The sequence below is a fragment of the Nonomuraea terrae genome, assembly GCF_044465245.1.
Classification (GTDB): Bacteria; Actinomycetota; Actinomycetes; order Streptosporangiales; family Streptosporangiaceae; genus Nonomuraea; species Nonomuraea terrae.
The window spans coordinates 1181005-1205545 of record NZ_JBITLL010000002.1; the positions used below are offsets into that span (position 1 = coordinate 1181005).

The 24541-nt window shown below is 71.1% G+C and carries 21 protein-coding genes; 5 read left to right on the forward strand and 16 right to left on the reverse strand.

Annotation, left to right across the window (positions count from 1 at the left end; genetic code table 11):
• The first annotated feature begins 345 nt into the window (after positions 1–345).
• A complete protein-coding gene (locus tag ACIBP6_RS11905; protein WP_397051293.1) occupies positions 346–1452 on the forward strand; it encodes a PP2C family protein-serine/threonine phosphatase in 1107 nt (368 codons plus the stop codon).
• A gap of 6 nt (positions 1453–1458) precedes the next feature.
• On the opposite strand, the gene ACIBP6_RS11910 is transcribed toward ACIBP6_RS11905, so the two are convergent.
• Positions 1459–2106, reverse strand: a complete 648-nt coding sequence (locus ACIBP6_RS11910) for a hypothetical protein (protein WP_397051295.1) — start codon at positions 2104–2106, stop codon at positions 1459–1461.
• A gap of 211 nt (positions 2107–2317) precedes the next feature.
• On the opposite strand from ACIBP6_RS11910, the gene ACIBP6_RS11915 reads away from it, so the two are divergent.
• Positions 2318–4600 carry an ATP-binding cassette domain-containing protein gene (locus tag ACIBP6_RS11915; RefSeq protein ID WP_397051297.1) on the forward strand — a complete coding sequence of 761 codons (2283 nt, stop codon included), beginning with the start codon at positions 2318–2320 and terminating at the stop codon, positions 4598–4600.
• On the opposite strand, the gene ACIBP6_RS11920 is transcribed toward ACIBP6_RS11915, so the two are convergent.
• Genes ACIBP6_RS11920 through ACIBP6_RS11930 form a run of 3 tightly spaced genes read right to left on the reverse strand, consistent with a single transcriptional unit; the run spans position 4597 to position 7107 of the window.
• Positions 4597–5469 carry a hypothetical protein gene (locus ACIBP6_RS11920; protein WP_397051298.1) on the reverse strand — a complete coding sequence of 291 codons (873 nt, stop codon included), beginning with the start codon at positions 5467–5469 and terminating at the stop codon, positions 4597–4599. The two genes, ACIBP6_RS11915 and ACIBP6_RS11920, sit on opposite strands and share 4 nt — an antisense overlap.
• Before the next feature lie 32 nt (positions 5470–5501).
• Complete coding sequence (locus ACIBP6_RS11925) at positions 5502–6395, reverse strand: LD-carboxypeptidase (RefSeq protein WP_397051300.1); 894 nt, start codon at positions 6393–6395, stop codon at positions 5502–5504.
• Complete coding sequence (locus ACIBP6_RS11930; protein WP_397051521.1) at positions 6382–7107, reverse strand: SIR2 family NAD-dependent protein deacylase; 726 nt, start codon at positions 7105–7107, stop codon at positions 6382–6384. The genes ACIBP6_RS11925 and ACIBP6_RS11930 overlap by 14 nt, the downstream gene beginning before the upstream one ends.
• A gap of 42 nt (positions 7108–7149) precedes the next feature.
• On the opposite strand from ACIBP6_RS11930, the gene ACIBP6_RS11935 reads away from it, so the two are divergent.
• Positions 7150–8034: a sulfotransferase family protein gene (locus ACIBP6_RS11935; RefSeq protein ID WP_397051301.1), complete on the forward strand. Its 885-nt coding sequence runs from the start codon at positions 7150–7152 to the stop codon at positions 8032–8034.
• Here ACIBP6_RS11935 and ACIBP6_RS11940 read toward each other — a convergent pair.
• The 11 genes from ACIBP6_RS11940 to ACIBP6_RS11990 all read right to left on the reverse strand — a co-directional run bounded on the left by ACIBP6_RS11940 (position 8006) and on the right by ACIBP6_RS11990 (position 21775).
• Positions 8006–9892, reverse strand: a complete 1887-nt coding sequence (locus ACIBP6_RS11940) for an ABC transporter ATP-binding protein (RefSeq protein WP_397051303.1) — start codon at positions 9890–9892, stop codon at positions 8006–8008. The genes ACIBP6_RS11935 and ACIBP6_RS11940 overlap by 29 nt on opposite strands.
• A gap of 203 nt (positions 9893–10095) precedes the next feature.
• A complete protein-coding gene (locus ACIBP6_RS11945; protein ID WP_397051305.1) occupies positions 10096–10920 on the reverse strand; it encodes an enoyl-CoA hydratase/isomerase family protein in 825 nt (274 codons plus the stop codon).
• Positions 10921–11044: 124 nt separating this feature from the next.
• Positions 11045–11260: a helix-turn-helix domain-containing protein gene (locus ACIBP6_RS11950; RefSeq protein WP_020547488.1), complete on the reverse strand. Its 216-nt coding sequence runs from the start codon at positions 11258–11260 to the stop codon at positions 11045–11047.
• A gap of 113 nt (positions 11261–11373) precedes the next feature.
• Complete coding sequence (locus tag ACIBP6_RS11955) at positions 11374–12972, reverse strand: ABC-F family ATP-binding cassette domain-containing protein (RefSeq protein WP_397051307.1); 1599 nt, start codon at positions 12970–12972, stop codon at positions 11374–11376.
• A 112-nt stretch (positions 12973–13084) separates the two neighbouring features.
• The gene (locus tag ACIBP6_RS11960) at positions 13085–15712 is read right to left on the reverse strand and encodes an exo-rhamnogalacturonan lyase family protein (RefSeq protein WP_397051309.1); all 2628 of its coding nucleotides are present in this window, start codon (positions 15710–15712) and stop codon (positions 13085–13087) included.
• Positions 15713–15716: 4 nt separating this feature from the next.
• Positions 15717–16559, reverse strand: coding sequence for a carbohydrate ABC transporter permease (locus ACIBP6_RS11965; RefSeq protein ID WP_397051311.1), 843 nt, complete (start codon positions 16557–16559; stop codon positions 15717–15719).
• An 87-nt stretch (positions 16560–16646) separates the two neighbouring features.
• Complete coding sequence (locus ACIBP6_RS11970) at positions 16647–17618, reverse strand: ABC transporter permease (RefSeq protein WP_397051313.1); 972 nt, start codon at positions 17616–17618, stop codon at positions 16647–16649.
• Positions 17619–17677: 59 nt separating this feature from the next.
• Complete coding sequence (locus ACIBP6_RS11975) at positions 17678–19231, reverse strand: extracellular solute-binding protein (RefSeq protein WP_397051315.1); 1554 nt, start codon at positions 19229–19231, stop codon at positions 17678–17680.
• Complete coding sequence (locus tag ACIBP6_RS11980; protein ID WP_397051317.1) at positions 19228–19839, reverse strand: YesL family protein; 612 nt, start codon at positions 19837–19839, stop codon at positions 19228–19230. The genes ACIBP6_RS11975 and ACIBP6_RS11980 overlap by 4 nt, the downstream gene beginning before the upstream one ends.
• A gap of 222 nt (positions 19840–20061) precedes the next feature.
• Entirely contained in the window at positions 20062–21075 is a 1014-nt protein-coding gene (locus tag ACIBP6_RS11985) for a LacI family DNA-binding transcriptional regulator (RefSeq protein WP_397051319.1), read from the reverse strand.
• 124 nt (positions 21076–21199) lie between these two features.
• Positions 21200–21775, reverse strand: coding sequence for a TetR/AcrR family transcriptional regulator (locus ACIBP6_RS11990; protein WP_397051321.1), 576 nt, complete (start codon positions 21773–21775; stop codon positions 21200–21202).
• An 87-nt stretch (positions 21776–21862) separates the two neighbouring features.
• Between ACIBP6_RS11990 and ACIBP6_RS11995 the strand changes: the two genes are divergently transcribed.
• Positions 21863–22696, forward strand: a complete 834-nt coding sequence (locus ACIBP6_RS11995) for an NAD(P)H-binding protein (protein WP_397051323.1) — start codon at positions 21863–21865, stop codon at positions 22694–22696.
• A 4-nt stretch (positions 22697–22700) separates the two neighbouring features.
• Here ACIBP6_RS11995 and ACIBP6_RS12000 read toward each other — a convergent pair whose 3' ends face one another.
• Complete coding sequence (locus ACIBP6_RS12000) at positions 22701–23357, reverse strand: acVLRF1 family peptidyl-tRNA hydrolase (protein WP_397051325.1); 657 nt, start codon at positions 23355–23357, stop codon at positions 22701–22703.
• Positions 23358–23509: 152 nt separating this feature from the next.
• Here ACIBP6_RS12000 and ACIBP6_RS12005 point away from each other — a divergent pair, with 152 nt between their 5' ends.
• On the forward strand, positions 23510–24535 hold the full coding sequence (locus ACIBP6_RS12005; protein WP_397051327.1) for an EAL domain-containing protein: 1026 nt from the start codon (positions 23510–23512) through the stop codon (positions 24533–24535).
• The last annotated feature ends 6 nt before the right edge of the window (positions 24536–24541 follow it).

Consider the following 24541-nt stretch of genomic DNA (forward strand, 5'->3'; position numbering starts at 1 on the left):
CCCCTATATATCTCGCCATAAGGGATGGGGTTGTTTACTTTACGTAGCCACTGTGCCTATCATTCCGCTACAGACAGTCATCCCCGCTGGCCCACGACCACCCGAGCGTGAGCGGGCACCCAAAACGAAACCGCGCCGCCATGCCCCGCCAAGCGGTCCGGAAAACGCACCCGCAGCACACCTCCGCACATTTTTCGGTGCCCCATGAACCGCGCCCGATAACGCACCGGCCGGCGTTCTTCATCGCACCCCGAGAACGGGAGAGGGGGGTCAATGGAGCGCGCCGCACACCTGGGAAGGACAATGGGCCTGGTACCAGGGCGACATGGGGGGTGACCGGGACCGGTGAAGGAAGACGGCACACGCGCGGGGCCGCGCCTGTCGGCGCCGGCGTTCGTGGTGGGGTCGGTCCTCATCACGGCGGCGGTGCTGACGCTCGACCTCACCACGGGCCCGGTCGTGCGACTGTTCCCGCTGCTGATCTTCCTGCCCGCCATCGTCTCCGGCCTCGGCACGGTACGCCAGACGATCATCGCCTCGGCATGGGTGGTGCTGGCGGAGAGCGGGATCGTCGGATTCACCGGCGCCGCCCTCGACGACAACCTGCTGGCGACGGCGTGCACGGCGGTGTTCGGGGCGCTGAGCGTCATCGGCTGCCGCTACCGCGTGCGCCGCGAGGAGGAGGTCCACCGGCTGCGCTCGGCGGCGGCCGCGCTGCAGCGGCTCGTCGTCCGGCCGCTGCCCCTGCGCACCGCCGACATCGTGGTGAACGGCGTCTACCAGCCGGTCGAGGAGGACGCGATGGTCGGCGGCGACATGTACGAGGTCGCCGTCTCCCGGCTCGGCACCCGCGTGCTCATCGCCGACGTCCAGGGCAAGGGCATCCCGGCGATCGGGACCGCGCTCGCCGTTCTCGGATCGTTCCGCGAGGCGGCCTACCGGGAGGACACCCTCACCGGCCTCGTGTCGTCCCTGGAGAACACCGTGGTCCGGCAGAACACCTTCGCCGCCCAGACCGGCGAGCCCGAGCGCCTGGTCACCGCGCTCGTGCTCGACTTCGGCACCGGAGTCCTGGTCGAGGCGGTCAACTGCGGGCACATCGCCCCGTACGTCATCGCCGACGGTCACGCCCTGCAGGTGAACCTCGGCGAGCCCGCCGTGCCGCTCGGCCTCGCGTCGCTCACCGACACGCCGCGATGCGGGGTGCGGTTCGCGTTCCCGCCGGGCGCGACGCTGGTGCTGTGCACCGACGGCGTGACCGAGGCCCGCGACCCCGGCGGCGCGTTCTACCCGCTGGAGGAACGGCTGCGCGACTGGGCCGCCGCCCCGCCACCCGGCCCGCTGGCGCAGACGCTCGCCGCGGACCTGCGCGCCTTCACCGGCAGCGTCCCGCGCGACGACATCGCCATCCTCACCCTCACCCGGACGGCACCCGGCCTGTCGGAGGCGTGAACGCCGTCAGGCCCGGATCCCGGCCATCAAACCGGCCATGCCCCGTACGTACGCCCGCATCCGGGCCACCCCCAGCTCGCGCAGCTCCTCCACCCGGGCCGTGATCCGCTCCGGCCCCGCACCGGCCTCCTCGCGCCGCCGCCGCAGCCCGGCCTCCAGGTCCTCCAGGGCCGCGTTGACGGCGCTCACCACGCGCGCGCCCACCTGTCCGGCCCCGCCGTGCAGGACCCGCGCCGGCACGCTCAGCGACACCAGCCGCGGCCCCGGCGCGCACACGGCGCTCACCGGGCCGCAGGACGCGCCGCGCACGTCGTCGTCCGGCACCCGGCCGATGGTCTCCAGCACGTCGATGAGCGGCCCGAACAGCTCGCCGAAGTCGAGCGCGGGCACGCCGCCGCCGGCGCGCACGCTGGCCTCGATCGTGGCCGTCACCCGCGCCATCCGCGCGTCGAGCCCGGCCTGCACGGCACGCAGCTCCCGCGCCAGCGCCAGCGGTTCCACCAGCCCCGGGTCGCCGCCGTCGGCCCTGGCCTGGCGGAAGGCGGCGTCGACGGCCTCGGCGACGCCGGCCGCGACCCGGCCGGGCGGCTCGCGCAGCAGCCCCGGGTCGATCTCCAGCGAGACGAGCCTCCCCTTGGCGTAGACGGCGCGCACGCGCGTCCCCCGATCATTTCCACGCACTCGAACGAACTCCGACAACCGACCGGCACAACCAGTGCTGACACGGTATCCGCCGGAAAGAGCCCAGGACGGCGGGGTCGCCGGGCGTTCGTCGTGATTTCACGGGACGTTGGCGGGCCCGCACGCATTGTCGGTCCGCCCATGTACGCTGTCCGGTTCATTCCCCATCAACCGTCGGCAGACGATGGAAGGTCCCGTGCGATCCCACGACTACACCGCCGCTGACAGCCACGACCGCATCCAGGTCCGCGGCGCCAGGGAGAACAACCTCAAGGGCGTCTCCCTCGACATCCCCAAGCGCCGCCTCACGGTCTTCACCGGGGTCTCCGGCTCCGGCAAGTCCTCGCTCGTGTTCGACACGATCGCCGCCGAGTCGCGGCGGCTGATCGACGAGACCTACACCGCGTTCATCCAGTCGTTCATGCCGAGCCTGGGCCGGCCCGACGTCGACGCGCTGCACAACCTGAGCGCGGCGATCATCGTCGACCAGGAGCGCATGGGCGCCAACCCGCGCTCCACGGTCGGCACCGCGACCGACGCCCACACCATGCTGCGCATCGTCTTCAGCCGCATCGGCGCCCCCTACGTCGGTCCCGCCTACGCCTTCAGCTTCAACCGGGCCGAGGGCATGTGCCCGGAGTGCGAGGGCCTCGGCAAGGCGTCCGAGATCGACGTCGACGAGCTGGTCGACCGGGAGCTGTCACTCGACGAGGGGGCCATCAAGGTGCCCGGGTTCGCCGTCGGCAGCTGGCAGTGGCAGGTGGTGGCCGGCTCGGGCCTGTTCGACCCCGCGGTCAAGCTGACGGAGTTCACTCCCCAGCAGTGGGACGACCTGCTCCACAAGCCCGCCACCAAGCTCAGGTACGGCACCAACAACTTCACCTACGAGGGCCTGGTCCTCAAGGTCAAGAAGTCCTACCTGGGCAAGGACCGCGACTCGATGCAGCCGTCCGCGCGCGCGTTCGCCGAGCGGGCGATCAGGCTCGCGGTGTGCCCGTCATGCGGCGGCTCCCGGCTCAACGAGGCCGCCCGCTCGGCCCGGATCAACGGGCTCGACATCACCCAGTGCTCGGCGATGCAGATCAACGACCTGGCCGAGTTCGTCCGCGGCATCGGCGAGGCGGCGGTCGGCCCGGTGCTCGACGGGCTGCTGTCGACGCTCGACTCCCTGGTGGGCATCGGCCTGGGCTACCTCAGCCTCGACCGCGAGTCGTCCACGCTGTCGGGCGGCGAGGCGCAGCGGGTGAAGATGGTGCGCCACCTCAACTCCAGCCTCACCGACGTCACGTACGTCTTCGACGAGCCCACCGCCGGGCTGCACCCGCACGACATCCAGCGGATGAACACCCTGCTGCTGCAGCTGCGCGACAAGGGCAACACGGTGCTGGTGGTCGAGCACAAGCCGGAGCTGATCGCCATCGCCGACCACGTGGTCGACCTCGGCCCGGGCGCGGGCACGGCCGGCGGCCAGGTCTGCTACGAGGGCGACCTGGCGGGCCTGCCCGCGTCCGGCACCCTCACCGGCCGCTACCTCGACCACCGGGTGAGCCTGCGCGAGAGCGTCCGGCAGCCCTCCGGATGGCTGCCGATCACGAACGCCACCCTGCACAACCTGCGCGACGTGAGCGTCGACCTGCCGCTCGGCGTGCTCACCGTGGTGACCGGCGTCGCCGGGTCGGGCAAGAGCTCACTCATCCACGGCCACGTCGCGGGCCGCGAGGGCGTGGTGGTGGCCGACCAGTCGCCGATCCGGGGTTCGCGCCGGAGCAACCCGGCCACCTACACCGGCGTGCTCGACCCGATCCGGGCGGCGTTCGCCAAGGCCAACGGGGTCAAGCCGGGCCTGTTCAGCGCCAACTCCGAGGGCGCCTGCCCGGCGTGCAAGGGCATCGGCCTGATCTACACCGACCTGGCGATGATGGCCGGGGTGGCCTCGGTGTGCGAGGACTGCGAGGGCAAGCGGTTCACCCCTCAGGTGCTGACGTACCGGCTGCGCGGCAAGAACATCAGCGAGGTGCTGGAGATGCCGGTGGCCGAGGCGCGCGCGTTCTTCCCCACCGGCCAGGCCGGGGTGATCCTCGACCGCCTCGTCGCCGTCGGCCTCGGCTACATCGGCCTCGGCCAGCCGCTGACCACGCTGTCCGGCGGCGAGCGGCAGCGGCTCAAGCTCGCCATCAACATGGCGAAGAACGGCACCACGTACGTGCTGGACGAGCCCACGACGGGCCTGCACCTGGCCGACGTCGACCAGCTCCTCGGCCTGCTCGACCGGCTGGTCGACGACGGCAACACGGTGATCGTGATCGAGCACCACCAGGCCGTCATGGCCCACGCGGACTGGATCGTCGACCTCGGCCCGGGGGCCGGTCACGACGGCGGCCGGGTGGTCTTCTCCGGGCCTCCGGCGCGGCTGGTGGCGGAGGGCGACTCGCTGACTGCCGTCCACCTGCGCGCATACGTGAGCTAGACGGCCAGGCGGGCCAGCACCCTGGCGAACTCCGGGGGCGGCGCCACCACGAGCCGGGTCTGACCCTCGCGGGTGACGATCTCGGCCTTGATGAGGGCCAGCCGCCCCCCGTGCCACCAGTAGACCTGCGGGCTGAGCCCGTCGGTCTGCGCGGCGTGCACCCGCAGCCGCTCGATGGCGCGCACGACGCCGATGCCGTCGACGGGGTGCAGCAGCAGCGTGTACGGGTCGGGCAGCACGACGAGGCAGCCGTCGTCCGGCACGGCCAGGTAGTCGTCCAGCCAGCGCAGGTGCGTGGCGGCCGACGGCCGCTCGGCGGTCAGCCGGGTGACCGCGGTGCCCGACAACACGATCGACTCCGTGCGCAGTCGTTCGGCGCGGACGTTGGCGACGGCCAGGTCGAGCGCCCGCGCGGTGGGCAGCGGCCAGCAGCCGGCCTCCTCGGGGCGCACGACGCGCCCGCCCACGGTGAGCAGCTCCACCAGGTCGGCGTTGAGGTGACGGCCGACGACGCGGGTCAGGTCGGCCACCTCGTCCACGGCCTCGACGCGGGTGCGCATCAGCGGCCGGGCCTGCCCCAGGTCGCACACGTCGACGCGGTCGGCCGCGGTGGCCAGGGCGTTCGACAGGTGCTCGGAGACCAGCATGGGCCAGTCTTCCCTGGCCCTGCGCCCGGCCTCGCGCCGCAACCCGGTCAGCTTGACGACCAGGTCGCCGTCCGGCCTCCCCCGCAGCGTCAGCGAGGCCCCGTCACGGGCGAACTCGAAGGAGTATCCGAGGGACTCCGCGACGAGCGCCAGCAGCGAGTCGAGGTCGACGTCCTCGACCGGCCGGCGGGAGGGCTCGCGGTCACGCCTGAACCAACTCACGCGCCGTGTCCCTTTCTGTCGGTTTCGTCCCTCTACCTTGCCTGCTCCCCATCGCGGTTCGAACCGGTCAGCGAGCACGATTCGGTATCGATAACACCAAGCGTCCCCAGCCACACGCTCATCTGCGGCGACCCGTGCCCCACCGGCAACCCGGCCAGGATCGGCACCCCGAGCGGCCCCAGCCGGTCGGCCAGCACCGCGTACGGGTCGCCGCACTGAACCCACGACCCGAGCGCGATCCCCCGCACCCCGTCGAACGCGCCCGCGTGGAGCAGCTGGGTCAGCATCCGGTCGATCCGGTACGGCTCCTCCCCGATGTCCTCGAGGAAGGCGAGCTTCCCCGCGAACGAGGGCTGCCAGCGCGTGCCGCACATCGAGGCCAGCAGCGACAGGTTACCGCCGCTCAGCACGCCCGCGGCGCGGCCGGGGACGAGCACCCGGTCGCCGGCCACCCGTACGGGCTCGCCCGACAGCGCCGCGCGCAGGCTCTCCCACGTGCGCGGCTCCGGCCCGTCCTCGGCGGCGATGGCGTCGCAGGCCACCATCGGCCCGTGCAGCGTCGGCACGCCCAGCTCGACGGCGAACGCGTTGTGCAGCGCCGTGATGTCGCTCGACCCGAGCAGGACCTTGGGGCCGGCCGCCCGCATGGCGTCCCAGTCGAGCAGGCCGAGCAGCCGGCCCGCGCCGTAGCCGCCGCGGGCGCAGAACACCGCGGAGACGGACGGGTCGCACCAGGCGGCCTGCAGGTCGGCGGCCCGGGCGGCGTCGTCGCCCGCGAGGTAGCCGAACTCCTGCCGGTCGAGCGCGTGCGCGCCCACCACGACCTTGTGGCCGAGGCCCTCCAGCCGTTCGACGCCGCGCTTGAGCATCGCGGCGTCGGCGGGTCCCGACGGTGAGACGACGGCGACGGTGTCACCTTGCTGCATCGATCAGCTCCTTGACGAGCGCGGGCAGGGCCTGGCCGATCGGCTCGCGGACGACCCGGTCGGCGAAGGGATCGTAGGGCGTGGGCTCGGCGTTGACGATCACCAGTTCGGCGCCCGCGTCGAGCGCCACACCGCAGAGCCCGGCGGCGGGGTGGACGGTCAGCGAGGTGCCGACCGCGACGAACAGCCCGCACGAGCGGGCGGCCTCGATCGCCGCGTCGATCACCTCGGGCTTGAGCTCCTGCCCGAACGAGATCGTGTTGGACTTCTGGATGCCGCCGCAGCGCGGGCACGGCGGGTCGTCCTCGCCGGCGGCCACCCGGGCCAGCACCTCGCTCATGGGCGTGACCAGGTCGCACGACAGGCACTCGGCGCGGCGCATCGTGCCGTGCAGCTCGATGACCTTCTCCGGCGACGACCCCGCGCGCTGGTGCAGCTCGTCGATGTTCTGCGTGACGAGGGCCCGCAGCAGGCCCGCGCGCTCCAGGTCGACCAGGGCGCGGTGGGCGGCGTTCGGGCGGGCCTCCCAGGCGGGATGGCCGAGCCGGGCCTGCCACGCGGCGCGCCGGACCTCGGGGTCGGCCAGGTAGCGGTCGATGGTCGCGTTCACCGCCGCCTGTGGGTTCTTCGTCCACACGCCCTGCGGCCCCCGATAGTCGGGGATGCCGGAATCGGTGGAGATGCCCGCTCCCGTGAGCACCGACACTGGCATTGGCTCGTTCACCTGGCAAACGGTGTCACACTTACCTGACGTATGCGACTTCCGCCCCACATCCTCGTGGTCAACGGCATCAAGGTCCGCCGGCCGGTCTTCCTGCTCGGAGCTCCGCATTCCGGCACGGACCTGCTCGCTCGCGCGCTCAAGCGCTCCCCCGGCTTCCACATGACGATGGGCCGCCCGTGCGTGGCCCACGTGGTGTACGCCTTCGCCCGCAAGCCGTCCATCGCCCAGACCTCCGGCGCCGTCCGCGTGCTGCGCGACGCGCTCGCCGAGTCGTGGCATGTGCTGCCGGGGTCGTGCGGCGCGTGCGCGCCGGCGTGCCAGGAGGCGGGCGGCGTCACGGGCAGCGGGCCGTGCGTGTCCACGGCCGAGGTCACGCGCTTCGGCGACGGCAGCCCCGACCTGCTCTACAGCGCGCCGGTGTTGTTACGGGCCTTCCCCGACGCCCGCTTCGTCCAGCTCATCCGCGACGGACGTGACGTGGTGGCCGACATGCTGGCCGATCCGGCGTGCCTGGCGTGGTTCAGGCCCGCGATGCTGACCGAGCAGACCGAGTTCCCCAACGCCTTCCTCGGCGTCAACAAGGACGAGCACCTCGACCGGTGGAAGGTCATGCCGGCGGCGGGCAAGAGCGCCCTGCGCTGGCGCAGCGCCGTACGCCTGAGCGCCGAGCTGCGCCGCGCCCTGCCCGCCGGGCAGCTCATGACCGTCCGGTACGAGGACCTCGTGCGCAAGCCACCGCAGACGGTCTCCGTGCTGGGCGAGTTCCTGGAGACCAGGGTCGCCAAGGCCGTGCTGTACGACGCCGCGGTGCCCCAGGTGGGCGCCTGGCGCACCCGGCTCAGGGGCGAGGACCTGGCGCTGGTGGAGAAGGTGGCCAGGGAGGAGCTCAAGCGGCTGGGCTACCGGAGTCCTTGAACTGGGTGCGGTAGAGCTCGGCGTACAGGCCGCCGCGCGCCAGCAGCTCGTCGTGCCGGCCGCGCTCGGCGATGCGCCCGTCGTGGACGACGAGGATCTCGTCGGCCTCCCTGATCGTCGACAGCCGGTGGGCGATGACGAGCGACGTGCGGCCCTGCAGCGCCGTCTTCAGCGCCACCTGCACCGCCGCCTCCGACTCGGAGTCGAGGTGGGCGGTGGCCTCGTCGAGCACGACCACCCGCGGCGCCTTCAGCAGCAGCCGGGCCAGCGCCAGGCGCTGCTTCTCGCCGCCGGACAGCCGGTAGCCGCGCTCGCCGACCACGGTCTCCAGCCCGTCGGGCAGGCTCTCGGCCAGCTCACCTATCTGCGCGGCCCTGAGAGCCTCCCAGATCTCCTCGTCGGTGGCCTCCGGTCTGGCGTAGCGGAGGTTGGCCGCGATCGTGTCATGGAAGAGATGAGCGTCCTGCATGACCACGCCCACGGTGTCGCGCAGCGAGCCGAGCGTGGCCTCGCGCACGTCGAGCCCGTTGATCCGCACCGCGCCCTCGTTGACGTCGTAGAGCCGCGACACCAGGGAGGTGATGGTGGTCTTGCCCGCGCCGGAGTGGCCGACGAGGGCGATGAGCCGGCCTGGCTCTGCCGTGAACGACACGCCCTTGAGCACGGGCTGGGACGCCCCGGTGTCCTGCCTGGCGACCGACTCCAGCGAGGCGAGCGACACCTCGCCGGCGGCCGGGTAGCGGAAGTGGACGTCGTCGAACTCGATCGTCACCGGGCCGGCGGGCACCGGCACCGCGCCGGGCCTCTCGGCCACCATGGGCTTGAGGTCGAGGATCTCGAAGACGCGGTCGAAGCTCACCAGCGCGGTCATCACGTCGACGTGCACGTTGGACAGCGACGTCAGCGGCCCGTAGAGCCGCATGAGCAGCGCGGCCAGGGCCACGAGGGTGCCGAGCTCGAAGGCGCCGGAGATCGACAGCACGCCGCCGATGCCGTACACCAGGGCGGTGGCGAGGGCGGCGACGAGGCCGAGCGCGACCCGGAAGACGGTGCCGTACATCGCGACGGTCACGCCGACGTCGCGCACCCTGGCGGCCCGGCCGCCGAACACCGCGGCGTCGTCCTCCGGGCGGCCGTAGAGCTTGGCGACCGTCGCGCCGGCCACGTTGAACCGCTCGGTGGTGACCGAGCTCATCTCGGCGTCGAGCTGCATCTGCTCGCGGGTCAGCACGGACATGCGGCGGCCGACGTATTTCGCCGGCACGACGAAGATCGGCAGCAGCACGAGCGCGACGAGCGTCACCTGCCACGACAGCACCAGCATCGCGCCCAGCACGAGGACCAGGCTGACCACGTTGGACACGACGGACGACAGCGTGCTGGTGAGGGCGCGCTGGGCGCCGATCACGTCGGTGTTGAGCCGGCTGACCAGCGCGCCGGTCTGGGCGCGCATGAAGAACGCCACCGGCATGCGCTGCACGTGGTCGAACACCTCGGTGCGCAGGTCGTAGATCAGGCCCTCGCCGATGCGGGCGGAGAACCACCGCTGCACCAGCGTCAGCCCGGCGTCGACCAGCGCCAGCGCACCGATCGCCACGGCCAGCCAGACGACCACGCCGGTGCGCCGCGGCAGGATGCCCTCGTCGATGATCGCCTTCATCAGCAGCGGGTTGGCGATCACGATGAACGCTCCCGCCACGACGAGCACCAGGAACGCGGCGATCTGCCGGGAGTAGGGGCGGGCGTAGCGCGCGATGCGCCGCACGGTGCCGGGACGCAGCCGCTGCTTGGTCACCGACTCGTCGCGCCGCAGCGACGCCATCACCTGGGGGCCGAAGCCCCCTCCCATCATCGCCATGCGGGGGATCCCCTCTTTCTCCCCCGGTGTCGCGCAGCCGGGGCCTCAGCGACGACAGCGCCCGGCGTGCGCCCGGAGATTCCCCCGTCCGCTCACCGCGAAACCGGCCTCCAAACCAGCCTCCACACCGGCCCAGCAAGCGGCCCAGAAAACGGCCCGGAAAACGGCACCGCGACCAGGCCGGAAACGGCCCCCGACCAGGCTCAGCCTCCGAAGAGCGCCTTGAGGCGCGCGGCCTGCTCCCTGCCCTCGGCCGCGCACTGCTCCTCCAGGGAACGGCCGTGCGCGCCCTGGAGGAGTCGCTTGGTCGCGATCGCCGCGTCGCGGTTGGTCGACAGCAGCTCCGCGACCTTGTCTCGTACGGCTTGTTCCAGGTCGCTCCCGGCGACCACGTTCTCGGCGAGGCCGATGCGCATGGCCTCGTCGGCGTACACGGTCCTGGCGGTCAGGCAGATGTCGATCGCCTTGGCCAGGCCGACCAGCTCCACCAGGGGCTTGGTCCCCGTCAGGTCGGGCACCAGGCCCAGTGCGGGCTCTTTCATGCAGAACTTGACGTCGTCGGCCACGATCCGCAGATCACAGGAGAGCGCGAGCTGGAACCCCGCACCGATCGCGTGCCCCTGCACTGCGGCGATGGAAACGATCTCCGGGCGGCGCAGCCAAAGGAACCCCGCCTGGGCCTTGCTGACGCTCTGCGCGATGTCCGTGTCGCCGTTCGTGGCCGCCGAACTGAACGAGCCCTGTCCGGGCACCCCCTCGGGTGTGAACATCCGCAGGTCGATCCCTGCCGAGAAGGACGGTCCCTCACCTTTCACGACGACGACGCGCACCTGCCCCGGCAGGTTCTCGCCGATGCGAGCCAGCGCCGACCATGTCGCGAACGTCTGCGCGTTGCGCTTTTCCGGCCGGTCCAGCGTGATCGTCGCTATCTCACCGTCCACCTCGAAGCGGAGCCCTGCCTCCGTCGGCCTTTCGGCGGAGACGTCCTCCGCATTCCCCCCACGCTGCCGCGCCCGCGCTTCCGCCATCGCCCGCTCCCTGTCGCCCGAATGCTGACCGTCGCGCCCGAGCCTACAGAACATCGTTCTGGCTCGGGCGCGACGTCGGCTGACTGGGGACGAGCGGCTGCGGTCGCACGTTCCGAGGCGGCCGTCAGCGCTTGGACTTGCCTCGGGTCGCCCCGCCGCGCCCGCGCAGAGTCACACCGGACTCGCTCAGGATGCGGTGGATGAACCCGTAGGACCGACCGGTGGAAGCAGCCAGGGCGCGGATGCTCTCACCCGCGGCGTAGCGCTTCTTCAGATCGCCGGCCAGTTTCTCCCGGTCGGCCCCGGTGACCCGGGTGCCCTTCTTCAGTGTCTCGGCCACGAGTACCTCCTGTAGTGCCGGACTTCCGCAGCGTTACTCCGCCATGATCAGTCATTTCAGCGGGATCGGCTACCTACTCCACGGGAAAAGATCCGTACCCACTCAAATTAAGATCAGGCAAGTGCCACAAGATCGGAAAATTCGGCGCTCCATGCGTCTTCAGTTCCGTCCGGTAGCAAGATCACCCTATCCGGTGACAGGGCGTCAACGGCACCCTCGTCATGTGTGACCAGGACGATTGCTCCTGAATACGACCTCAGAGCATTGAGAACCTGCTCGCGGCTGACGGGATCGAGGTTGTTCGTGGGCTCGTCGAGAAGCAGGACATTCGCGCTGGAGAGCACCAGCATGGCGAGCGCGAGGCGGGTCTTCTCACCACCGGAGAGCACCCCGGCGGGCTTGTCGACGTCGTCCCCGGAGAACAGGAACGAGCCCAGCACCTTGCGCAGCTCGGTGTCGGTGAACGTGCCGCCGGCCGAGCGCATGTTCTCCAGCAGGGTGCGGTCGGCGTCGAGCGTCTCGTGCTCCTGGGCGTAGTAGCCGACCTTCAGGCCGTGGCCGGGCTTGACCTCGCCGGTGTCGGGCTCCTCCAGACCGCCCAGGATGCGCAGCAGCGTGGTCTTGCCCGCGCCGTTCAGGCCGAGGATGACGACCCTGTGACCTCGGTCGATGGCCACGTCGACGTCGGTGAAGACCTCCAGGGACCCGTACGACTTCGACAGGTCCTGCGCCATCAGCGGCGTGCGGCCGCACGGCTGGGGGTCGGGGAAGCGCAGCCGCGCCACCTTGTCGCTCTGGCGCTCCTCCTCCGTGGACGACAGCAGGCGGTGCGCCCTGCGCATCATGTCCTGGGCCGCCTTGGCCTTGGTCGCCTTGGCGCGCATCTTGTCGGCCTGCGCCAGCAGGGCCCCGGCCTGCTTCTCGGCGTTGGCCCGCTCGCGCTTGCGGCGCTTCTCGTCGGTCTCGCGCTGGGCGAGGTACGCCTTCCAGCCGACGTTGTAGTGGTCGATCACGGACCGGTTGGCGTCCAGGTGCAGAACCTTGTTGACCGTCGCTTCAAGAAGCTCGACGTCGTGGCTGATGATCACCAAGCCACCTTGATGACTTCGCAAAAAATCGCGAAGCCAGCCGATTGAGTCCGCATCTAGGTGGTTTGTCGGCTCGTCGAGAAGGAGAGTTTCCGCTCCGCTGAAAAGAATTCGTGCCAATTCCACGCGGCGCCGCTGACCGCCGGAAAGCGTTTGCAACGGCTGGCCGAGCACCCGGTCGGGCAGGCCAAGGCTGGAGGCGATGGAGGCGGCCTCCGACTCGGCGGCGTACCCGCCGAGCACGTGCATCTGGTCCTCGAGGCGGCCGTACTTCCTGACGGCCCGCTCCCGCGTGCGCTCATCGGCGGAGGACATGCCGAGCTCGGCCTCGCGCAGCTCCTTGATGACCTGGTCGAGGCCGCGCGCGGACAGGATGCGGTCGCGGGCCAGCACCTGCAGGTCGCCGGTGCGCGGGTCCTGCGGCAGGTAGCCGATGCTGCCGCTGGTGGTCACGGTGCCGGTCGCGGGCAGGGCCTCGCCCGCGAGCACCTTCGTGAGGGTGGTCTTGCCGGCGCCGTTGCGGCCGACGAGCCCGATCTTGTCACCGGGGTTGACCCGGAAGGAGGCTTTTTCGATGAGCAGGCGCGCGCCCGCGCGCAACTCGATGTCACTGGCGATGATCATGATGGCGGAACCACTCCCGAGCTAGGAAACGAGGGTTGGGCGTGCGACGCCGGTCAATCGGGAGTAGGCATACAGATCAGTGTAGGTGCCGATGGTCGGGCTCCACCTCCGGTTAACGTCGCGGCAGGTGCCCGCCGATCAGGGCCAGGTTGTGAATGGCGGCCAGGCCGTACTGCGCGGCGCCGTTGGTGCCGACGAACGGCGCCTCGTGCACGGGGTGCGGCACGTGCGGCCCGTCGACCAGGGTCAGGCGCCAGTCCGGCTCGCGCTGCAACGGGTTGCTGTTGAGCTGGTCGCCCTCGTCGAGGAAGAACGTGCGCCAGGCCCAGGCCGCCAGCTCGGCGTCGCCGCTGCGCGCCGCCGCGTACGCGGTGAGCCTGCTGTGCGCCTGGACCAGCGAGATCCCGCTCAGCCGCCGGCCCAGCTCGGCCTCCTGCCGCTCCGGCGGGGCCAGGTAGAGGCGGCAGTAGTCGAGCCAGGCCCGTTCGAACCCGGGCACGTCCAGGTCGAGCGCGATCAGCTCGGCGCAGATCTCCGGCAGCCCGAACAGGGCCGACAGGTGCGAGACGGAGATGGCGTCACGCGTGGTGTCGAAGCGCCCGGTCGCCAGGTCGAGCCGGGCCTCGCCGGTCAGGAAGCCGCGCGGCAGCGCGCCGATCCCGGCCATCGTGCCGAGCAGCCGGTCCCTGGCCCGTTCGTCGCCGTGCCGCTCCCAGCGGGTCAGCCAGGCCGCCGCGAGCGCGCCCCAGTCGGTGCCGAGGCCGACCGACAGGGCCGACGGGTCGGGGGTGTAGACGTCCTCGCGCACCTTGCGCAGCGGGTCTACGACCAGGAACGTCTCCTCGGGCGCGCTCAGCTCGTCCAGGAGGTCGCCGGTGCGCTCGTCGGCGGTCAGGTAGTGGAGGAAGCGCCGGTAGGCGGCGTTGGAGATGCGCACCTGCTTGCAGCTGCAGCCCCAGTGCTGCACGTTGTGCCGGCTGCCGAGACCCTTCCAGCGGCCGAGGTGGTGGACGTCGACCTCGCCGGTGTGGCGGGTCATGGCCTCGGCGAAGCGGAAGACGTCGGCCCGGCCGGTGCGCAGGTACTGCAGCCACAGCCACAGGTCGGGCGAGAGCTCGGAGTTGTCCCAGGCGTAGCCGCCGACGTCGTAGCGCCAGGTGTGCCGGTCGGGATCGTAGGTGTGCATGACGTCGCCGTAGTCCCAGAAGCCGTACCAGCGGCGTTGTTCGCGTTCGCGGACATAGAGGTCGAACAGGAAATCGAGGCGGTCCTCGATCTCGGCATGGGCGGGGGTGGAGCGGTCGGGCAGGCCCCAGACGCCGAACACGCCCGTCGCGCGCACCCGCTCGGGCGCGCAGGTCAGCAGGCCGGGCTCGGTGAGGGCGGCGGCGTGCGCGGCCAGGTCGGCCGCGCGGGGCGTGCCGTCGTGGGCGCGCAGGCCCAGCTCGTGCGTACGCGCCACGCCGCGCGCGTCGCCGAAGCCGGGCTCGTAGTCCTCGTACGTGATCTCCAGGCCCTCCAGTTGCTCGGCGAAGGTGTCCTGGCCCAGGCCGTCGTGGTAGAAGCGCACGTCCATGGCGGGGGCCGACGGCGACCAGAGCCAGACGGTGACCGTGGCCAGGCCGGTGGCGGCGTTCCTGACGTCGAGGCGGGCAGGGTGCAGGCGCCAGAAGTCGCGCAGCCCGAAGGCGAGGCCGCCGCTCGCGCCGCCGGCGTAGCCGTACCCGGCCGAGCGGGTGCCGGACGGGGCGGTCACCCAGGCGTGCCCCTCACCGGTGCGTTTGCGCAGCGTGTAGCCATCAGCGCTGCCCTGGTCGAGGGTGTGGTCGTTCCAGGCGGGGATCAGGTGCAGCCGGCTCGCGACCTCGGGGTGCAGCTCGCCGGCGGCCCTGCCCTCGACCTGGGCGCGGCGCGCGCTCTCGCCGGGGTCGCGGCGCAGGCCCGTCAGGCCGCGCACGGCCTCGGTGTGGAAGCCCTGGCTGCCGGCCAGCCGGATGTGCCGGTCGTGCGGCTCGTCCCGCATGACGACGTCGGCGCGCAGGCCGAGCCCGGCCAGGAAGTCGCGCCGCGGGTCGCCGTCCCAGACGAAGGTGTGCATGATCCGCACGTGCTCGGCGCCGGCGTAGAAGTACAGGCGCACGCTGAACGGCAGCCAGTCGCCGTGCCGGCCCTCCAGGCGCACGACGGCGCGCACAGGACCGTCCTGCTCGACGGTGACCTGCTCCACGACGCCGGTCGCCTGCTCGCGGGCGACCGTTCCGCCCTCGTCGGGGGTGGGCTCGCGCTGGCGCAGGCTCACCAGGCGGACGTCCCTGGCGATCTCGCGTCCGCCGCGCGCGATCGAGCGGGCCAGCGTCCCCTGCCCGCCGATCGCCCCGCCGATCGCCCCGCCGATCGCCCCGCCGGTCGCCCCGTCAATCGTCCACGTGACGACGCCGGTGTCCACGCGCAGCACGCCGTCCTCGCGGGCGACGGTGACGGGCGTGCCGGGAGCCGCGGGTTCGCGTCCCGGTTCCAGCCGGTACGACTCCGCTGCGGGCCCAGCCCCTGCGGCGTGCGCCGACCACTTGACCGAGCCGTCCGGCCACGTCGCGGTCACCCAGCTCTGCACCGGCACGTCCCGGCCCGATGCGTCGGTCAGCGCGAACGGCGTGCCCGGCCGCACCTCGCCGCGCGGCCACGGCACCCCCCAGGTCACCCCCTGCTCTCCCGGCCGGTCCAGCCAGCGCAGTTCGGTCATGCGGTCACTCCTTCACGCTTCCGATCAGCACGCCCTTGGAGAAGTGCTTCTGCAGGAACGGGTAGAAACACAGGATCGGCAGGGTCGCGATCACGACGACGGCGAACTTGAGCCCCTCGGCGGGGAAGAAGGCCACCGAGTCCAGCGAGCCGATGGCGTTGGCGGCGTCCGGGCTGGTGAGCTGGCGCACCAGCACCTGCAGGGTCCACTTCTGGTTGTCGTTGATGTACAGCAGCGGTGACATGTAGTCGTTCCAGATGGCCACCGCGTAGAACAGCGAGAACGTCGCGATGATCGGCTTCGACAGCGGCAGGACGATCTTGAAGAAGACGCCGATCTCGTTGCAGCCGTCGATCCGCGCCGCCTCCTCCAGCGCCTGCGGCAGCTCCTGGAAGAACGACTTCACGATGATGAGGTAGAACGGGTTGATCGCCAGCGGCAGGATCAGCGCCCAGTAGCTGTCCAGCAGCCCGAGGTCGCGCACCACCAGATACGTCGGCACGATGCCGCCGCCGAACACCAGCGTGAAGATCACCAGGTTCAGCATCAGCGTCCGGCCCGGCAGGTACCGCTTGGCCAGCGGGTAGGCCATGGTGAACGTCAGCGTCACCTGCAGCACCGTGCCGACGGCCGTCACCACGATCGTGGTGAGCACCGCCCGCAGCAGCGTGTCGTTGGCGAAGACGAACGCGTACGTGCTGGTGACGAAGTTCTCCGGCCACAGGAAGAACGGCCGCGCGGAGATCTCGCCCTCGGTGGCGAACGACCCGGCCAGCACGTAGAACAGCGGCAGCACGGTGATCAGCGCCAGACCGCCGAGCAGGATGACGTTCAGGGTGTCGAACACCCTGCTCCCCAGCGAGCTGTAGTGTCTGACCGGGGAGGCCTTCGCGGTGGTTTCAGCAGTCTGAGTGGACACAGGCCCGGCGCTCCCTTAGAACAGTCCGCGCTGGCCGAGGCGCTTGGCCAGCCAGTTGCAGCCGAAGATCAGGATGACGCCGGCCACGCCCTTGAACAGGCCGACGGCGGTGGCGTAGCTGTAGCCGCCCTGCTGGACGCCCACGTAGTAGACGAAGGTGTCGAACACGTCCGCGACCGAGCGGTTCAGCGAGTTGGTCAGCAGCCAGATCTGCTCGAAGCTCTGGTCGAGCAGGTTCCCCGAGGTCAGGATGGCCATCACCACGATCGTGGGCCGGATGGCGGGCAGCGTGACGTGCCAGAACTGCCGCCGGCGTCCGGCGCCGTCCATGCGGGCGGCCTCGTACAGGTTGCGGTCCACGCCGGCGAGTGCGGCGAGATAGATGATCGTGCCCCAGCCGGACGTCTTCCACAGCAGCTGCAGGATCACCAGCGGCCGGAACCACTCCGGCTGCGCCAGGTGGTCGACCTTCGCCCCGCCTCCGGTCAGGCTGTGGATCCAGCCGGCCACCAGCCCGAAGTCCACCGAGAACAGCAGGTACGTCAGGGAGAAGACGATCGTCCAGGACAGGAAGTGCGGGATGTAGATCAGCGACTGCACGAACCGCTTGTAGACGCCGATCCGCAGCTCGTTCAGCAGCAGCGCGACGATGATCGGCGCGGGGAAGACGAACACCGCCGTCAGCAGCGCGAGGAACAGCGTGTTGAACAGCAGGCGGCCGAAGTCGGGGCCGGTGAAGAGGTTCTCGAAGTGCTTGAAGCCGACCCAGGGGCTGCCGGAGTAGCCCAGGAACGGCACGAAATCCTGGAAGGCGATGGTCAGGCCGTACATCGGCAGGTACTTGAACAGCGCGAAGTACACCAGACCGGGGATGAGCATCAGATACAGCCAGCGGTAGCGCAGCAGCGCCGTGCGGACCGGCAGCCGGGCCGGCCTCTTGTCCTTGGAAGCCGCCTTCGTGGCGGGCGGCGCCAGGTCGGTGGCCACAGCGGCCTCCTTTCGCGGAAAGGGGCCCGGGTCGCTCCGGGCCCCTCGGTCGAGCCGGCTCAGCCGCCTGTCTTGACCATCCCGGCCTGCAGCTCGGCCAGGATCTGGGTGCCGCCGGAGTCGTACCAGCGCTTGATCTCGGCCCTGAACTGCTCCTCGGTGAGGTCGCCCGCGAGGTACTTGATGCGCGCGTCGGTCGGGATCGGGTTGAGCGTCGCGCCCCTCTGGACCGCGGTCTCCGAGATCACCGGCAACGACGGATCGTGCACCGCGGTCTGCAGGTCGAGGTTCATCAGCTCGTCGCGCTGCTTGAGCCAGTCCTTCTCCGCCTGGCTGGGCCGCATCCACTCGTACGCCTCACCGGCCACGCCGACGCTGGAGGTCATGCCGAGCTGGATGAAGGCGAACTCCACGTCGTTGTTGATCACCTTCATCGCCGGGTCCTGGTCGTTGACCTTGACGGCGTAACCGTCCTCGACCTTGAAGTTGCGGCCCTCGATCCCGTTGTTGAGCAGGATCGAGCCCTCCTTCGAGGCCAGCTTGTCGAGCGTCTTCAGCACGTCGTCGAGCTGCTGCTCGGTCCTGACGCGCTGCTTGGAGACGGCGACGATGCCGTTGTAGCCGGTGAACGGGTAGGAGAACTTCTCGCCGTCCGGCCGCGACAGGTTGCCCGCCATCGCGACCTTCTCGTCGTAGGTCTCGGGGTCGAGCTCCTTGAAGTCGTCGAACAGCTCGCCCGCACGGACGTTGACGTCGATGATGATGCCGCCCTTGCCCTGGACGAACGGGTCGTTCCACTTGCCGGTGTCCAGGGTCGCCCAGTCGGGGTTGACCAGGCCCTCGTCGATGAACCTCTTGATGTACTTCTGGGCCTCCCAGAACTCGGGCACGTCGAACTCGGGGACGAGCTTCCCGTCCCGCATGCCGTAGTTGTTGGGAGTGCCGAACCACACGTCGATGACGTTGTAGGGGTTGGAGGCGGAGAAGTTGGTGCTGGGCCACTTCGGCAGGATCAGGCCGTAGGTGTCCTTCTTCCCGTTGCCGTCCGGGTCGCGCTCGGTGAACGCCTTGGCGATCTCGTAGAGGTCGTCGGTGGTCCGGGGCGGCTCCAGGTCGAGCTTGTCCAGCCAGTCCTTGCGCAGGACGATGGCCGAGCGCAACAGCGCACGCACCCGGTAGACGCCGTAGTTGCGGCCGTCGGTCTTGGAGTTGATCCAGGCCTGCTCGGACTTGGGCCTCAGATTCGGGTACTTGTCGAGCTTGTCGGTCAGATCCCAGAACGCCCCCGCCTTGGCCGCCTGGACGAAGGACGGGCTCTTGTTGTCCTGGATGACCATGACGTCGGGGATCGAGTCGGAGGCCAGCACGACGTTGGTCTTCTCGTTGTACTCCGCGTTCGGCGTCCAGGTGATGGCGAGCTTCTTGCCCGCCAGTTTCTCGACGGCCTGGTGCATCTCGCCCTTGGGATCGGGGGCGGTGCCGAACAGCGGGACCATCATGGTCAGCGTGTTGCCGTCCGCCTCGGTTCCGCCGCCGCCCGCGCAGGCGGACACGGCTAATGCGGTCGTCAGCGTTAACACACCGGCGAGGATCCGGCGGGGAGATGCGCTCATGGGTTCCCTTTCGCTTGCAGCCGCGCCTCGTTCTCCTCGAAGAAGCGCAGGCAGAGCCACGTGTTCAGACAGATCCACGCGCCGACGCTGACGATCGGGGCGAGGACGGGCACCGTCGCGGTCACGAAGGCCATGGCCGACAGGACGAACAGCAACAGCGCGGTGGAGGCCGGCCTGGTCAGGGCCACGAGCGACGCCTTCGCGAAGTAGCTCCACAGCGGCAGCTCGTAGTGCGCGTACAGCGGCCCGAGGTAGACGCCGGCCGCCGCCAGGACGGTCAGCGCGGCGTACGTCGCGGCCCGCAGCGGACCGGCGTCGACGGCGGACAGGTTCCCCGCCAGCACGACGGCCGGCAGTGCCACGGGAAGGACCAGCAACGAGGCGCGGACGAACTCCCTCCGGTAGACGGTCCAGTAGTCGCCCCAATGAATCGATTCACCGCGCGCGTGTCGCCGGGCCAGGACGTACGCGGCCACGGTGGCCGGGCCGAAGCCCAGCACCACCCCGCCGAGCAGGGTGAAGACGATCCACATCAGGTTGAGCCTGGCCGCCCAGAAGACCTCGGAGCAGACCGCGTGCACCTTCATCGACATGGCTGGATGGCTCATCCCGCAGCACCTTCTGACGGCGTGTGCGCGGACACGCGGTGGGGGCGTCACCCCGGGGTTCCCCGCTCGTTACGAACGGATGAACCGCGGCCGGTGTTGCGAAAGTAGTGTTGAATCGACTCAAAGTCAATGACGCTAAAACCGCATATTTCTGTACTCTGCGGCTCGTTGGGACAGCGCTTCTGACGGTGCTTCCGGCGCCGGTCGTCGAACGGGCGCGGATCAGAGGGTGCGGTGCGGGGCGCTGGACTCCCGGACCACCAGGTCGGGCTGGAAGATGACCTGCCGGTGGCGGTGCTGCCCGGGGTCGGCCACCTCGTCGAGCAGCAGGTCGACGGCGGCCCGCCCGAGAAGCTGGCGAGGCTGGCGGACCGACGACAGCGGCACGGCCGCCGCCGCCGCGAAGTCGATGTCGTCGTAGCCGACGATGGCGAGGTCGTCCGGCACGCGCAGCCCGTGGGCGGCCATGGCCTGCAGGAACCCCAGCGCCATCATGTCGTTGGCGCAGAAGGCGGCCGTCGGGCGCTCACCGGCGGGCAGGCCCGCCACGCGCTCCCCGATGGCCCGCCCCCCGGCCACGGTGAGCGCGGGCGCGGTGCAGGTGAGCAGTTCGGCCGCCCCAGCGGCGACGGCCTCGGCCACGCCCGCGTGCCGGTCGGCCACCTGCCTGACGGACGGCGGCCCGCCGGCGAACACGACGCGCCGATGCCCGCGTTCGAGCAGATGGTCGCCGGCGAGCCGCCCGCCCATCCGGTCGTCGACGGCCACCGAGCAGCGCGGCCCGGTCGCCGGGCTGTCGACCAGCACCACGGGCGTGCCCCTGCCGGCCATCTCGGCCAGCCACGGGTTGTCCTGCTCGACCGGGGTGATGAGGACGCCCAGCACCCGGTGCTGTTCGAGCTGGTCGAGGTGGCGGCGCTCGCGCCCGGGGTCGCCGGCGCTGTTGCAGAGCACCACCATCGTGTCGTGCTCGTCGGCCACCGCCTCGGCGCCCTGGGCGACGTCCACGAAGAACGGGTTGGAGACGTCGAGCACGACGAGCCCGACCGTGCGGCTGCGGCCGACGCGCAGGTGGCGGGCCACCTCGTTGCGGACGAAACCGAGCTCTCGGATGGCGTCGAAGACGCGTTCGCGGGTGGCGGGCGAGACGATCTCGGGGCGGTTGAGCACGTTGCTGACCGTGCCCACGGAGACGCGCGCCAGCTGCGCGACCTCCTTGATGCTCCTGGTCGCCATCGATCCTCACGGGGCCGTGCTGCCGGAAGAAGAGGGGGAACGCGCTGCTAGGGGCAGGCCTTCCGATGCGGCCCACCGGGAACGCGGCTCATCATAGCCGCATTCAAGATTGTTTTGAATCGTCTCAACCGATCGGATCCGCTGACGGCGCCTTCATGCCGTCGAGCATCAGCCGCAAATACCGTCCGGGGTCGGCGGCCACGGGCTCCGGCAACCCGTTCGGATGGCAGGTGAAGACGGCCAGAAGGTGGATGAGCTCCTCGACGCCGGCGTCGGTTCGCATGTCGCCCTCCGCCTGGGCGCGGCGGACGAGCCTGTCGAGCCGTTCCATCCACTCCCTGCGCGCCTCGGCGAACTCGGCGCCGCCCGTGGTCGCCTCCTGCGGCAGCACGGCGAGCGCGGAGGCCAGCGCGACGCGGCCGGGCGCGGCGGCCCAGGCCACGAACCGCCCGATCGCGCTCCAGGCGTCGGCGCTCTGCCGGGCGGTGACGTCGACCACCTCGGCCATCGCCCGCACGTAGTGGTCGCCGACGGCCGTGATCAGCGCGTCCCGGTCGGGGAAGCGGCGGTAGAGCGTGCCGACGCCGACCCCGGCACGCCTGGCGATCAGCTCCATGGGGACGTGGACGCCGCGTTCGGCGACGATCTCCGCCGCCGCTTCGACGATCTTGTCCCGGTTGCGCCTGGCGTCCGCGCGCACGTACGACTCCCAAGTGGACGGTTTGCTTCCGCTTAGTGTAGCGTCCGCGCAAGCGGAAGCTTCTCGTCCACTTATGGAGGTGTTCTCGTGATCGTGGTGACCGGCGCGACCGGCGTCATCGGCCGCGCGCTCGTCGGCCTGCTGCGCGGGGGCCGGCGGCCGCCGCCGGAGGTGCTCGCCGTCGTCCGGCGTCCCGCCGGCGACCTGGACTGCCCGTACGCCCTGGCCGACTTCGAGCGGCCCGAGACGATCGGCGCGCTGCTGTCGCCGGGCGACCGGCTGTTCCTCAACAGCTCGCTGTGGCCCGGCTTCGCCGACGCCCACCGCGCCGTCATCGATCTGGCCGCCCGCGCGGGCGCCACCCAGATCGTCTCCGTGTCCGTACGCGGCGCCGCGCCGGGCGGGCGGCTCGGCACGGGCATGCACGGCCTGGTCGACGCCCATCTCAGGAAGTCGGGCGTGCCGTGGACGATCCTCCAGCCGGGCGGCTTCCTGCAGAACCTGCCGCACGACTTCCGCGACGGCGTCATGCACGGCTCCTACGGCCCCGGCCCGGTCTCCTACGTCGACGCCCGCGACCTCGCCGAGGTGGCCGCGTCGTTGCTCACCCGCCCGGTGGGACCGGACGCCGAGCACGTCCTCACCGGCCCTGAGTCGCTCTCCCACGACCGCGTCGCCGAGGAGATCACCAGGGCACTGGGCCGCCCCTTCCGCTACGTGGACCTGCCCGTCCGCGAGATGACCGCCCACCTGGAACGCCAGGGCATGCCCCGCCCGCTCGCCACCGACCTGGCCGCCCTCATGGCCGAGACGGGCGACGGCCGCTGGTCCACGACCACGACCGCGGTCCAGGACCTGACCGGCCGCCCACCACGCTCCCTGAGCGCCTTCCTCGCCGACCACCGGGAGGCGTTCGCCTGACGGCTCACTCCGGATCGACGACCCGCACCCGTACGGCCCGGAACTGGGCGGGCGTGTCGCGCAGCACCGCGTGCCTCGGGTCGGGCACCACGAGGAAGGGCTCCTTCTCCAGCGCCAGCAGCGGCGCGAGCCGCCGGTCCGGCCGCAGGGCGTCCACCGCGCGGCGGTCCCCGCCGAGCACCACGCCGTCGAGATCCCCCAGGTACGGCGTCAGGACCCGCACCGCCGTCTCCACCGCGTCGTCGAACACCCGGTCGGCCTGATTGCGCCGACGCCTGGCGAACCGCTGCTGCGACCAGCCGCCGGCCGCCGTGCGGCCCTGGACCAGTCGCGAGCCCACCTTCGAAGCCACCAGCGCCGACCCGTGGAACACCCCCGCCGCGTAGCCACCGAGACGTACGAGAAAGACCCCGATCCGCCGGTCGGCGTTCGCGTGGGCGACGAGCCGGGTGACGTGCGGCGGCCCGGGCGGCGTCATCGGCGGGAACGGCACGTACAACTCCGCCACCGCCCCGTCCTCGGCCACCAGCCGCACCACCCGCTCGTCCCCGGTGGTGGAGAAGGGCCCGTGACGGTCGGCGAACCCGTCAATCCACGGATGCACCCGCTCCGGCGGCACCGAGACCCACCGCCCACCACCCTTCGCCGGCCGCCCGCTCATGCCCCGAGGCTAACCGATCACCACCCCCGCCCTGGTGGTTGCGGTCAGTGCGCGGGCGGGGCCAGTGGTTTTGGGGAACCTCAACCGAAATATCGGTTAATTCTGTTTCGCGGGGCTTCTGATGCGGTCGTGGCAGGAGCACGATTCGGTACGTGTCCTCCCTGCTCGCCAGTCCCCTGGTGGATCTCGACACCGGGGCCGTCATCGCGCACCCCGCCTTCGTGGAGGCCGGCGGCGTCCTGCGGGCGGCGCCGCTCCCCATGGTGCTGGAGTTGCCGATCCGGGTGGTGCTGGCGGGCGCGGGCGCGCTGACCCCGCTCCACGAGGCGCTGAGACGAGCGGGCCGCCACCCCCGGGAGGCCATCCTGCTCATCACTGGACCGTGCCAGGAGCACGAACGCCCCCTGCTCAGGGTGGCTCTGGACGGCCTGCGCGCGATCGGCTACCTGTACGGCTTCACCGACGTCGGCAGCATGGGCCCGACCCTGGACACCGTCACCGACACCGCCCCGTACCTGGTGGCCCTGCACCCCGAGCTGGTGGCGCGCATCCCGGGCGACCACCGGGCGGCGGCGGTGGCGCGCGCGGTGGCCACGCTGGCCCGCGGCATCGGCGCGCACGTCATGGCCCCCGGTGTGAAGCACGAGGCCCAGGCGGCGACGATCCGCGGCCTCGGCGTACGCCTCGCGCACGGCCCCCTGCTGGCCCCGGGCCCCGACGGCCGGGTACGCGTCCCGCTGCCGATCGCCGACGAGTCCGCTGCCTCGGCGATGCTCGGGCCGCGCGTGCAGGAGCTGCTGCTCCCGGCCGTGACCCTGCCCGCGGAGGCCATGGCGGAGGAGGCGGTGGCGGCGTTCGGGGAGGAGCCGACGATCACCAGCGTGATCCTGGTGGACGAGTTCCAGCGGCCCAAGGGCAGCCTCGACCGCGGCCGCTTCCTGCTGTCGTTCGCCACCCGCTACGGCCACGCCCTGCACGGCTCGAAGCCGGCGCAGCGCCTGGCCGACCCGCCCCGCACGGTCCCGCGCACGACCCCGGCGATCGCCGCCATGCAGGCGGCGGGCCGGGACACGGCCCGCGTCTACGACGACCTGGTGGTCACCGACGAGCTGAACCGCTGCCTCGGCATCGTCCGCGTCTCCGACCTGATCAGGCAGGTCACCTCGCTGAGAAGCTGAACGGAC

Coding starts and splice junctions, on each gene's coding strand:
- ACIBP6_RS11915 (WP_397051297.1), top strand. CDS start 2,318: ATGGAAGGTCCCGTGCGATCCCACGACTACACCGCCGCTGACAGCCAC.
- ACIBP6_RS11925 (WP_397051300.1), bottom strand. CDS start 6,395: ATGCAGCAAGGTGACACCGTCGCCGTCGTCTCACCGTCGGGACCCGCC.
- ACIBP6_RS11930 (WP_397051521.1), bottom strand. CDS start 7,107: ATGCCAGTGTCGGTGCTCACGGGAGCGGGCATCTCCACCGATTCCGGC.
- ACIBP6_RS11935 (WP_397051301.1), top strand. CDS start 7,150: ATGCGACTTCCGCCCCACATCCTCGTGGTCAACGGCATCAAGGTCCGC.
- ACIBP6_RS11940 (WP_397051303.1), bottom strand. CDS start 9,892: ATGGCGATGATGGGAGGGGGCTTCGGCCCCCAGGTGATGGCGTCGCTG.
- ACIBP6_RS11945 (WP_397051305.1), bottom strand. CDS start 10,920: ATGGCGGAAGCGCGGGCGCGGCAGCGTGGGGGGAATGCGGAGGACGTC.
- ACIBP6_RS11955 (WP_397051307.1), bottom strand. CDS start 12,972: ATGATCATCGCCAGTGACATCGAGTTGCGCGCGGGCGCGCGCCTGCTC.
- ACIBP6_RS11960 (WP_397051309.1), bottom strand. CDS start 15,712: ATGACCGAACTGCGCTGGCTGGACCGGCCGGGAGAGCAGGGGGTGACC.
- ACIBP6_RS11975 (WP_397051315.1), bottom strand. CDS start 19,231: ATGAGCGCATCTCCCCGCCGGATCCTCGCCGGTGTGTTAACGCTGACG.
- ACIBP6_RS11980 (WP_397051317.1), bottom strand. CDS start 19,839: ATGAGCCATCCAGCCATGTCGATGAAGGTGCACGCGGTCTGCTCCGAG.
- ACIBP6_RS11985 (WP_397051319.1), bottom strand. CDS start 21,075: ATGGCGACCAGGAGCATCAAGGAGGTCGCGCAGCTGGCGCGCGTCTCC.
- ACIBP6_RS12000 (WP_397051325.1), bottom strand. CDS start 23,357: ATGAGCGGGCGGCCGGCGAAGGGTGGTGGGCGGTGGGTCTCGGTGCCG.